The sequence below is a fragment of the Kineococcus siccus genome, from assembly GCF_009906795.1.
Lineage (GTDB): Bacteria > Actinomycetota > Actinomycetes > Actinomycetales > Kineococcaceae > Kineococcus > Kineococcus siccus.
Window position 1 is genome coordinate 1 of the sequence record NZ_JAAALN010000147.1, and the last position, 10,611, is coordinate 10,611.

At 74.5% G+C, this 10,611-nt stretch carries 11 protein-coding genes; 5 read left to right on the forward strand and 6 right to left on the reverse strand.

The genetic code is table 11. From position 1 onward, the window contains the following. The 4 genes from infB to truB all read left to right on the forward strand — a co-directional run. Window positions 1-2,496 (forward strand): translation initiation factor IF-2 (infB, locus tag GTR02_RS15275; protein WP_166608355.1); only part of this gene is annotated, 2,496 nt, incomplete at its 5' end. 114 nt (window positions 2,497-2,610) lie between these two features. Continuing rightward, a complete protein-coding gene (locus GTR02_RS15280; RefSeq protein ID WP_166608356.1) occupies window positions 2,611-2,907 on the forward strand; it encodes a DUF503 domain-containing protein in 297 nt (98 codons plus the stop codon). Window positions 2,908-2,931: 24 nt separating this feature from the next. Continuing rightward, window positions 2,932-3,408, forward strand: coding sequence for a 30S ribosome-binding factor RbfA (rbfA, locus tag GTR02_RS15285; protein ID WP_166608357.1), 477 nt, complete (start codon window positions 2,932-2,934; stop codon window positions 3,406-3,408). Between the two features lies 1 nt (window position 3,409). Further along, a complete protein-coding gene (gene truB, locus GTR02_RS15290; RefSeq protein WP_166608358.1) occupies window positions 3,410-4,285 on the forward strand; it encodes a tRNA pseudouridine(55) synthase TruB in 876 nt (291 codons plus the stop codon). 18 nt (window positions 4,286-4,303) lie between these two features. Here truB and cynS read toward each other — a convergent pair whose 3' ends face one another. Continuing rightward, the gene (gene cynS / locus GTR02_RS15295) at window positions 4,304-4,744 is read right to left on the reverse strand and encodes a cyanase (protein WP_338073842.1); all 441 of its coding nucleotides are present in this window, start codon (window positions 4,742-4,744) and stop codon (window positions 4,304-4,306) included. 28 nt (window positions 4,745-4,772) lie between these two features. After that, window positions 4,773-5,117 carry a cupin domain-containing protein gene (locus GTR02_RS15300; RefSeq protein WP_240895792.1) on the reverse strand — a complete coding sequence of 115 codons (345 nt, stop codon included), beginning with the start codon at window positions 5,115-5,117 and terminating at the stop codon, window positions 4,773-4,775. Between the two features lie 211 nt (window positions 5,118-5,328). On the opposite strand from GTR02_RS15300, the gene GTR02_RS15305 reads away from it, so the two are divergent. Next, entirely contained in the window at window positions 5,329-6,087 is a 759-nt protein-coding gene (locus GTR02_RS15305; protein WP_166608361.1) for a helix-turn-helix domain-containing protein, read from the forward strand. Window positions 6,088-6,348: 261 nt separating this feature from the next. On the opposite strand, the gene GTR02_RS15310 is transcribed toward GTR02_RS15305, so the two are convergent. The 4 genes from GTR02_RS15310 to GTR02_RS15325 form a co-directional block, all read right to left on the reverse strand. Then, a complete protein-coding gene (locus GTR02_RS15310) occupies window positions 6,349-7,119 on the reverse strand; it encodes a glucose 1-dehydrogenase (RefSeq protein ID WP_166608362.1) in 771 nt (256 codons plus the stop codon). Continuing rightward, entirely contained in the window at window positions 7,116-8,147 is a 1,032-nt protein-coding gene (locus GTR02_RS15315; RefSeq protein WP_166608364.1) for an NAD(P)-dependent alcohol dehydrogenase, read from the reverse strand. The genes GTR02_RS15310 and GTR02_RS15315 overlap by 4 nt, the downstream gene beginning before the upstream one ends. 118 nt (window positions 8,148-8,265) lie before the next feature. Continuing rightward, a complete protein-coding gene (locus GTR02_RS15320) occupies window positions 8,266-9,708 on the reverse strand; it encodes a DHA2 family efflux MFS transporter permease subunit (RefSeq protein WP_166608363.1) in 1,443 nt (480 codons plus the stop codon). 63 nt (window positions 9,709-9,771) lie between these two features. Beyond that, window positions 9,772-10,611 (reverse strand): glucose-6-phosphate isomerase (locus GTR02_RS15325; protein ID WP_476702879.1); only part of this gene is annotated, 840 nt, incomplete at its 5' end.

Genomic DNA, 10,611 nt, shown 5'->3' on the forward strand with positions numbered 1-10,611 from the left:
GGTGCGCGCCGTCCCGGCCCGCCCGAGCGCGGTGCCGACCGTCCCGGTCCCGACCGCGGTGCTCCCGGTGAGCGTCCGCGCGGCGACCGTCCCGACCGCGGCGCCGAGCGCCCCGCGGCCGCCGGCCGTCCTGGTGCGCCGGGCGCGGCCCGTCCCGGCGGCTCGACCCGTCCGGGCAACAACCCCTTCGCGCCGAGCCAGGGCATGCCCCGTCCGCAGGGCGGCGGCGACCGTCCCGGTGGTGCGCCGCGCCCGGGCAACAACCCCTTCGCCCAGAGCCAGGGGATGCCCCGTCCGCAGGGCGGGCCGCGTCCCGGTGGGCCGCGTCCCGGTGGCCCCGGCCCCGGTGGTCCCCGTCCCAGCCCGGCCTCGATGCCGGCGCGCCCGACGGTCGGTCGTCCCGGCGCGGGTGCCGGCCGTCCCGGTGCGCCGGGTCGCGGTGGCCCCGGTGGCGCCCGCGGCGGTGCCGGTCGTCCCGGCGCCCCGAGCGGCGGTCCCGGTGGCACCGGCGGCGGCTTCCAGGGTCGTCCGGGTGGTCCCGGCCGCGGTGGCCGCGGTGGCACCCAGGGCGCCTTCGGCCGCGCGGGTGGACGTCCCGTCAAGGGGCGCAAGTCCAAGCGCGCGAAGCGCCAGGAGTTCGAGGCGATGCAGGCGCCCTCGGTCGGGGGCGTCTCGGTCCCGCGCGGGGACGGCTCGACGCCCGTCCGCATCCGTCGCGGCGCCTCGCTGAGCGACTTCGCCGACAAGATCGACGCGAACCCCGCGGCGCTCGTCACGGTGCTGTTCCACCTCGGTGAGATGGCCACCGCGACGCAGTCGCTGAACGAGGACACCTTCCAGACGCTGGGCGCCGAGCTCGGCTACGTCATCGAGGTCGTGTCCCCGGAGGACGAGGAGCGCGAGCTGCTCGCCGGGTTCTCCATCGACCTCGACGCGGAGCTCGAGGCCGAGGGCGACGAGGAGCTGGAGTCGCGCCCGCCGGTCGTGACCGTCATGGGTCACGTCGACCACGGCAAGACCAAGCTGCTCGACGCCATCCGGTCCACCGACGTCGTCGCCAAGGAGGCCGGCGGGATCACGCAGGCCATCGGTGCCTACCAGGTCACCAAGGAGCACGAGGGCGTCGAGCGGGCCATCACCTTCATCGACACCCCGGGGCACGAGGCCTTCACGGCCATGCGGGCCCGGGGCGCGAAGGTCACGGACATCGCGATCCTCGTGGTCGCGGCCGACGACGGCGTGATGCCCCAGACGATCGAGGCGCTGAACCACGCCCAGGCGGCCGACGTGCCGATCGTGGTCGCGGTCAACAAGATCGACAAGGAGGGCGCGAACCCGGCGAAGGTCCGGCAGCAGCTCACCGAGTACAACCTCGTGGCCGAGGAGTACGGCGGCGACACGATGTTCGTCGACGTCTCCGCACGCCAGGGGCTGAACCTCGACGCGCTGCTCGAGGCCGTCCTGCTGACGGCGGACGCGGCCCTGGACCTGCGGGCGAACCCCGACAAGGACGCCCGCGGCATCGCGATCGAGGCGAGCCTCGACAAGGGCCGCGGCCCCGTCGCGACCGTCCTGGTCCAGTCCGGCACCCTGCACGTCGGCGACGCGATCGTCGCCGGCACGGGGTACGGGCGGGTGCGCGCCATGCTCGACGAGCACGGCAACGCGCTGTCCGAGGCGACCCCGTCGCGTCCGGTCCAGGTGCTCGGGCTCACGTCCGTGCCCGGTGCGGGGGACACGTTCCTCGTCGCGCCGGACGACCGCACCGCCCGGCAGATCGCGGAGAAGCGCGAAGCGGCCGAGCGCAACGCGGCCCTGGCCCGCGGTCGCAAGCGCATCACGCTGGAGGACTTCACCGCGGCGCTGGAGCGCGGCAAGGTCGAGAGCCTCAACCTCATCCTCAAGGGTGACGGGGCCGGCTCGGTCGAGGCCCTCGAGGACGCCCTGCTCAAGATCGACGTGGGCGAGGAGGTCGAGCTGCGCGTCATCGACCGCGGTGTCGGGGCCATCACGAAGAACAACGTGAACCTGGCCATGGCGTCCAACGCGATCATCCTGGGCTTCAGCGTCCGGCCCGAGAGCCAGACGAAGGAGTACGCGGACCGCGAGGGTGTCGACATCCGCTACTACTCGGTCATCTACCAGGCGATCGAGGACGTGGAGAACGCCCTCAAGGGGATGCTCAAGCCGGAGTACGAGGAGGTGCAGCTCGGGACCGCGGAGGTCCGCGAGGTGTTCCGCTCCTCGAAGTTCGGCAACATCGCCGGGACGCTCGTCCGGTCGGGGCTCATCCGCCGCAACTCCAAGGCGCGCGTCGTGCGCAACGGGGTCGTGCACGGGGACAACCTCACCATCGAGTCGCTGCGACGCTTCAAGGACGACGCCACCGAGGTCCGCGAGGGCTACGAGTGCGGCATCGGCCTGGGGTCGTTCAACGACATCCAGGTCGACGACGTCATCGAGACGTTCGAGATGCAGGAGAAGTCGCGCGGCTGAGCGCGTGACGGCCTGACGAACGACGGCCGGGGCAGGACCTCCCTCCTGCCCCGGCCGCGCCGTCCGCACCGGCGGACGGCTGCCGAGCCGCGGGGGAGGCCGCACCCCTCCTCCATGTTCGCTGGCACCCTGACCATCGACCTGCTGCTCGGCGACGTGCACTCCCTCAAGGGCAAGCGCAGCGTCGTCCGGCCGCTCGTCGCGGAACTGCGGCGCGCGTTCGACGTCGCCGTGGCGGAGACCGGCCACCTGGACCTGCACCGCCGGTCCGAGGTCGCCGTCGCCGTCGTGGCGGCCGACGCCGCGCACTGCACCGACGTGCTGGACCGGTGCGAGCGCGCCGTGGCCGGGCACCCGGAGTTCCAGATCCTGTCGACCCGACGGCAGCTGCTGTCGTCGGACGACGACTGACCGAAGCAAGAACAGGAGAGTCCCGTGGCGGACCCCACCCGAGCCCGCAAGCTGGCCGACCGCATCAAGGTCGTCGTCGCGGAGGCGCTCGAGAAGCGCATCAAGGACCCCCGACTGGGTTTCCTGACCGTCACCGACGCCCGCGTCACCGGTGACATGCAGCACGCGACGATCTACTACACGGTCCTCGGCACCGACGAGGAGCGGCAGGGCACCGCGATGGCGCTGGAGAGCGCCAAGGGCGTCCTGCGGGCCGAGGTCGGCAAGCGCACCGGCATCCGGCTCACGCCGACCCTGACGTTCGTCGCCGACGACATCCCCGAGACCTCCCAGCAGATCGAGGACCTGCTGCGCGCGGCCGCCGAGCAGGACGCGCGGGTCGCGGCGCTGGCGGCGGGGGCGAAGCCCGCGGGTGACGCGGACCCCTACCGCAAGCCCGTGGACCTCACCGACGACTTCGGCGAGGACGACGACCTCGACGACGAGGACGACGACCGCTGACGTGGGCGACGGCATCCTGGTCCTCGACAAGCCGGCGGGGCTCACGAGCCACGACGTCGTCGCGCGCTGCCGGCGGCTGCTCGGCACCCGCCGCGTCGGGCACGCCGGGACGCTCGACCCCGCCGCGACCGGCGTGCTCGTGCTGGGCGTCGACCGCGGCACCCGCTTCCTCGCGCACCTCGTCGCGCACGACAAGGCCTACGCGGCCACGGTGCGGCTGGGCCTGGCGACCGTGACCGACGACGCGGCCGGGGACCCGCTGGGCGGGGCCGTGGACGCCACGGACGTCGACCGCGGGGCCCTCGCGGCGGCCGTGGCGGCCCTCACGGGTGAGCTGCAGCAGCGGCCGAGCAGCGTGAGCGCGATCAAGGTCGACGGCCGGCGATCGCACGCCCGGGTCCGCTCCGGGGAGGACGTCGACCTGCCCGCGCGGGGCGTCACGGTGTCCCGCTTCACCGTCCTCGACGTGCGGGCGGCGGCACCCTTCCTCGACGTGGACGTCGAGGTGGAGGTCTCCAGCGGCACCTACGTGCGGGCGCTGGCCCGCGACCTGGGTGCGGCGCTCGGCGTCGGCGGGCACCTGACCGCGCTGCGCCGCACGCGGTCCGGCCCGTTCGGCGTGGCCGAGGCGCGGACGCTGGAGCAGGTCGAGGCCGAACCCGTCCCGACCCCGCTGGCCGACGTCGCCCGGCGGCTCTTCCCCGTCCGCGCGCTCGACGCGGAGCAGGCCGGCGCGGTGTCCCACGGGGGGTTCCTGCCGGCCAGCGGCTGCGCGGGGCCCGTCGCGGCGTTCGGCCCGGACGGCACTCTCGTGGGCCTGCTGGGCGACGTCGCCCGCGGCGCCAAGCCCCTGCTGGTCCTGACGCCCGCGGGCTGAGCCGGGCCCGCCGGGGGATCACCACTGGTAGGGCAGGAACTTCCCGTCCAGGGTCAGGACCACCCGGTCCCCCTCGGGGTCCGCGCGGCGCGCGACGTCCAGCCGGAAGTTGATCGCGCTCATGATGCCGTCGCCGAACTCCTCGTGGACGAGCGCCTTGATCGCGGGCCCGTACACGGCCAGGGCCTCGTGGAGGCGGTAGACGGTCGGGTCGCTCACCACCGCGGGGTCCGCCGTCCGGACGGGCTGCAGCTGCAGCGCCTCGACGATCTCGGGCCCCAGCCCGAGCAGGTCCGCGACGATCCTCGCCGGCTCCTCCGGGACCGGGTGGTTGCCGAGGAGCGCCGCCACCGTCCAGGCCGGCGGCCGGTCGATGGCCTCGGCGAGGGCCCGCCACGACAGACCGCGGCGGATCCGGTGCCGGTCGACGACCTGACCGGCCTCGCGCTTGCCGACCACGGGGAGGTCGCGACCACCCCGCGGCTCCTCAGCGCTCGTAGTAGTCACCGCCCCGCGAGAACTCGACGAAGCGGCAGTCGGTCGAGCCGACCGCCCACGCGTCGTGGCCCGGGGGCAGGAGCATGACGTCGCCGGCGGAGAACTCCTCCGTCGAACCGTCGGCCATCTCCACGCCCAGCGTGCCGGCGACGACGAGCGCGACGTGCGGCAGTTCGCACAGGTCGGTCCCCGCGGACGGTCGGAGGTCGTGGCTCCACCGGGCACCGACCGAGAACGTCACCTCGGTGACCGCGACGCCGTCGAGCTGGGCCGTCCTCTTGGAGATCAGGCCGTGGACGTCGCTCTCGACCGCCGCGAGGGTGGCCTTCTGCATCGCAGGGTTGTGGTCCGTCATCGTTCGTCTCCAGGTCGCTGGTCGGCTGATGACCGATGAGAGCACGCCGCCACGTGCGCGCGACAGGACGATCCGCGCACCGGACGCGGCGTCCCGCGCACCCGCACCGCGGCCGTCACCGCAGCTCAACGCGGACGAAACACCGGTCGGGCAGGATCAGCCCCCGGTGGAGTCCCGGTGGAGGAGAGCGATGACCACGATCGACCTGGCGTCGCAGATCCTGCTCCGGATCCGGGTGCCCGTGTGGGTGGTCGACGCGCGCGGCGAGGTCGCCTTCGTCAACGACGCCGCGACGGGCGTCCTGGGCTACCGCGACCCGGCGACCCTCCTCGGCCGGCCGGGGCACGAGACGGTGCACCACCACCGACCGGACGGGTCGGCCTACCCCGTCGCCGAGTGCCCCGTGCTGCGTCCCCGCCGCCCGCACACCGCCGGCCCCGCGGTCGAGGAGTGGTTCATCCGCCGCGACGGCTCCTCGTTCCCGATCACCTGGACGTCGGCGCCGATCAGCCTCCCGGACGGCCAGGGAGCGGTGGTGTCCTTCCACGACGTCAGCGAGGAGCGCGCCCACCGGCGGGCGGTCGACGCGCGCCCCCTGTCGGAGCTGACGGAGCGGGCGCCGGCCTCCGCTCCGGGCCGCCGCGCCGCTCTCCTCGAGGAGGTGCGCGCCTTCGCCGTCGCGAACGCCGCCGACCCCTCGCTGTGCCCCGAGCGCCTCGCCCGCCGGCACGGGATGTCGCTGCGCGCCCTGCAGGTGCTCTTCGCCGAGAACTCCGAGTCGCCCGCGCGGGTCATCCGGGAGGTCCGCCTGGACCACGCCCGCCGCCTGCTGGTGAGCGGCCGGCTGGTCACGGCAGCCGCGCGGGAGAGCGGTTTCTCCGACGTGCGCACCTTCTCGCGGGCGTTCCGCCGGCGGTTCGGGGTCCCGCCCGGGGCCGTGCGCGCGTGACCTCGCGCCGACGGGCCGCGTCCCCGACCTCCGGGCCCGGCGGCCCCTGCGCGCGCGGGGTGGCGGCCGGCGCGGCGCCGCCCCGCCGGATCGACGTCGTGCGCTTGCCCCCCGCCACGCCTCGAGGGTGACCCCGCGGCGATCACCCGCTCGAGGCCGGCGGCGTCGCAGCCCGTCAGCCAGCGGACGACCTCCTCCACCGCGGGGCCGACCGCGGCGGGGGGTCGCGGTGCGAGGCACCGCGACCCCGCGAGGCCGGGCTCAGAACAGGCTGTACCCGCCGTCGGTCACGACGACCGCGCCCGTCGAGAACGAGGCCGCGTCGCTCACCAGGTAGACGAGGCTCGCGGCGATCTCCTCGGGGCTGGAGTAGCGCTGCATGGGCGCGTCCTCGATCCACATCCGGCGGAACCGCGGCTCGTCCACGGGGGCCATCTCCGTCTTGACGTAGCCGGGGGCCAGGGCGTTGACGCGGATCCCCAGGGGCGCCCACTCGGCGGCCAGCGACTTCGTGAGCTGGTGCACCGCAGCCTTCGACGCGTTGTAGACCGGCTGCATCTGCGGCCGGTTCACGATGAACGCGCTGATGGACCCGATGTTGACGATGCTGCCGCCGCCGTTGGCGGCCATCCACCCCGCCGCGACCTGGCTCGCGAGCCACACGCCGCGGACGTTCGTGGAGAGGACCTCCTCGAACTCCTCGTCGGTGACCTCCAGCGCCGGCCGGTGCACGCACGCCCCGGCGTTGTTGACGAGGACGTGGATCCCGCCCAGCTCCTCCACGGTGCGGGCGATCGCGGCCTCGACCTGGGGTCGGGAGGTCACGTCCAGCCCGAGGCCGAGGGTGCGGCGGCCGGTGGACTCCGCGATCTCGGCTGCGGCCCGCACCGACTTCGCCTCGTCGCGCGCGGCGACGACGACGTCGGCCCCGGCCTCGGCGAGGGCCTGGGCGAACGCCCGGCCGAGGCCGCGGTAGCCGCCGGTCACCAGCGCCGTGCGGCCGGTCAGGGAGAAGCGGTCGAGCACGCTCACGCGGGAACTCCTTCGGTGGTGGGGGTGACGACCACGACGGCCTTCATGCTGCTCGGGTCCGAGTCCGCGTTCAGCGCGTCCTCGACCTGGTCGAGGGAGTAGCGGGCGGTCACCATGTCGTCGAGGTGGACCGTCCCGGCCGTCGTCAGGGCGATGCCGCGGGGCCAGGTGTCGACGTAGCGGAAGACGCCCGTGACGTTCAGCTCGCGGCTGGCGATCTCCTGCACGGGCAGCGGCATGACCTCCGCGCCCAGGCCGACGAGGACGACGGTGCCGCCGCTGCGCGTGGCCGCCAGGCCCGAGAGCACCGCGGGCGTCGCGCCCGAGCAGTCGACGAAGGCGTCGGCGCGCAGGCCGGCGATCTCGTCGGCGTCGGCGACGGGGTGCAGCGCGCGGGTCGCGCCGAAGGACGTGATGCGCTCGCGGCGGCTGTCGACGAAGTCGGTGACGACGACGTCGCTCGCGCCGCTCGCCCGCACGGCCTGCGCGACCATCGCGCCGATGGGCCCGGCGCCCGCGACGAGCACGCGGTCGCCCGGGCCGATCGCCGCCTTGTGCGCGGCCCACAGCCCGACGGACAGGGGCTCCAGCAGGGCGGCGGAGTCGTCGGACAGGCTGTCCGGCACCACGTACGCGTGGTCGTCGGGCGCCGTGACGTACTCGCAGAACGTCCCGTCGTGCGGCGGGGTGGCGTAGAACTCCATGAACTCGCACAAGTTGAACCGGCCCGTCTTGCAGTTCCGGCACCTGCGGCAGTTGCGCTGCGGGTCGATCGCCACGCGGTCGCCGACCCGGCTCTCGTCCACGCCCCAGCCCACGTCGACGACGAGCCCGGACACCTCGTGGCCGAGGACGAGGGGCTGCTCGACGACGAAGGACCCGATCCGCCCCTCCTTGTAGTAGTGCACGTCGGAGCCGCAGACGCCGACGGACGCGACGCGGACGAGGACCTCCCCGTCGCCCGGCCGCGGCACCGGCCGCTCCTGCACCTCGATGACGCCCTTGGTCACCAGCACGCTCGCGCGCATGGTGGTGGGGACGGACCTCGTCGTCACGCTGACTCCTTCTCCGACCTGGGGTGGGGCGCGGTCAGCCTCCCGCAGTCGGCGGCGGTTGACCAGGCGACCCCCCGTGCTGCGGCGGCGCTCAGCGGGCGCCCGTGGGGGCGGTGCCGGGGGCGGCGTCGACGAGGGGTGCGGCCCGCTCGACGGTGCCGCGCGCCCAGCGGCCCGTCGTCGCGACGCCCAGGACGCCGACCAGGAGGCCGCAGGCCGCGGCGATCCACCACACGGGGTGCGTCGCGGCGGGGAAGCCAGCCCCGATCGCGCCTCCCGAGGCGCCGGCGATCGAGCCCGCCACCGCCACGCCGAGCGCCGAGCCGACCTGGCGGCTGGTCGACGCGGTCGCAGCCGCGACCCCCGCCTGCTCGCGCGGCATCCCCGAGACGGCCGCGTTCGTCACGGGGGAGTTGGCCATGCCGAACCCGGCGCCGAAGACGAGGTAGACGACGAGCAGGTAGGGCAGGGGCGTGCTCGCCGAGAGGGCCGTCAGCGCGAGCGTGGCGGCCGTCAGGCCCACGGCGGCGAGGAGGTAGGGCGTGCGGGCGCCGCGCGAGGCGACGAGCCGCCCCGAGAGCGGGGCCGCGACCAGGGCGGCCAGGGCCAGCGGGAGCGTGGCCAGGCCCGCGTCCAGCGGTGAGAACCCGCGGACCTCCTGCAGGTAGAGGGTGTTGAGGAAGAGGAAGCCGCCGAAGGTGGCGAACACCGCCACGGCCGTGACGACCGCACCCGTGAACGGGGCGCTGCGGAAGAACTCCACCTGCAGCAGCGGGTCCCGCCGGCGGGGCTCGTACCGCGCCAGGCCCGCGACGGCGCCGACGGCCACGGCGACGGCGCCGAGGACGAGCGGGGACGTCCAGCCGCGCCGGGGCCCCTCGATGATCGCCGTCGTCAGGGTGAGCAGGGCGGCGACGACCAGCACCTGGCCCACGGGGTCCAGGCGCCGGGGCCGGGCGGCCCGCGACTCGGGGACGAACACCGCGGCCAGGACGAGCGCCGCGACGCCCAGCGGCACGTTGATCCAGAAGTTCGCGCGCCAGCCGATCGTCTCGGTCAGGAGGCCGCCGACGACGGGTCCGAGCGCCAGGGCGAGCCCGACCACCCCGGCCCAGATCCCGATGGCGCGGGCACGCTCGCGCGGGTCGGGGAACACGGTGGTGATGATCGACATGGCGACCGGGTTGAGCATCGACCCGCCCACGGCCTGCAGGACGCGCGCGGCGACGAGCCAGCCGAGCCCGGGCGCCACGCTGCACAGCAGCGAGCCGAGCGTGAAGACCACGAGGCCGGTCTGGAACGTGCGGCGCCGCCCGATCCGGTCCGCCGTCGACCCCGACAGCAGCAGCAGGCTGGCGAGCACGAGCGTGTAGGCGTCGATGGTCCACTGCAGGTCCGCCAGCGACGCGCCGAAGTCCGCCCGGATCGCGGGCAGCGCCACGTTGACGATCGTGGTGTCCATCGAGACCAGCAGCAGGCTGGAGCAGCAGATCGCCAGCACCAGGTACCGGCGGGAGCGGGGGAGCGCGGTCACCCCTCCATCATCACCCGGCCGGCCGCGGCAGTTGCGTCGGGCAACTGCCACGGCCGCGCGCGGTCAGCTCCGCTGTGCCAGGTAGTAGCGGATCAGGGCCCCCGTGGAGGGGTCCTGGGCGTCGAGGGCGGCCTCGTCGCCCGTGAGGGCCGGCGCGATCTCCGTCGCGAGCTTCTTCCCGAGCTCGACGCCCCACTGGTCGAAGCTGTCGATGCCCCACACGGCGCCCTCGACGAACGTGATGTGCTCGTAGAGGGCGATGAGCTGCCCCAGCACCGACGGCGTCAGGGCCGGCGCCAGGATCGACGTGGTGGGGCGGTCGCCCGAGAACACGCGGGCCGTGACGACGTCCTCGGCCGTGCCCTCGGCGCGGACCTCCTCGGCCGTCTTGCCGAACGCCAGCGCCTTCGTCTGGGCGAAGAAGTTCGCCATGAAGAGCGCGTGCACGTCGGCGTCGCCGTCCACGAGCGGGTGCGCCGGGTTGGCGAAGGCGATGAAGTCCGCGGGGACGAGCCGCGTGCCCTGGTGGATCAGCTGGTAGAAGGCGTGCTGGCCGTTGGTGCCGGGCTCGCCCCAGAACACCTCGCCGGTCGCGGTCGTGACGGGGGAGCCGTCCCAGCGGACGGACTTGCCGTTGGACTCCATGGTCAGCTGCTGCAGGTACGCCGGGAAGCGGTGCAGGAGCTGCGAGTACGGGAGCACGGCGTGCGTGTGGGCGTCCAGGACGTTGGTGTAGAAGACGTTCAGCAGCCCCATGAGGACTCCCACGTTGCGCTCGAACGGGGTGGTGCGCACGTGCTCGTCGATCGCGTGGAAACCGCTGAGGAACTCGCGGAACCGCTCGGGACCCACGGCGACGGCCAGCGACGTGCCGATCGCGGAGTCCACCGAGTAGCGCCCGCC

Excerpts from the sequence above, each read along its gene's own strand:
- GTR02_RS15305 (WP_166608361.1), top strand. The coding sequence starts at position 5,329 with ATGACCACGATCGACCTGGCGTCGCAGATCCTGCTCCGGATCCGGGTG.
- GTR02_RS15280 (WP_166608356.1), top strand. The coding sequence starts at position 2,611 with ATGTTCGCTGGCACCCTGACCATCGACCTGCTGCTCGGCGACGTGCAC.
- GTR02_RS15315 (WP_166608364.1), bottom strand. The coding sequence starts at position 8,147 with ATGCGCGCGAGCGTGCTGGTGACCAAGGGCGTCATCGAGGTGCAGGAG.
- GTR02_RS15300 (WP_240895792.1), bottom strand. The coding sequence starts at position 5,117 with ATGCAGAAGGCCACCCTCGCGGCGGTCGAGAGCGACGTCCACGGCCTG.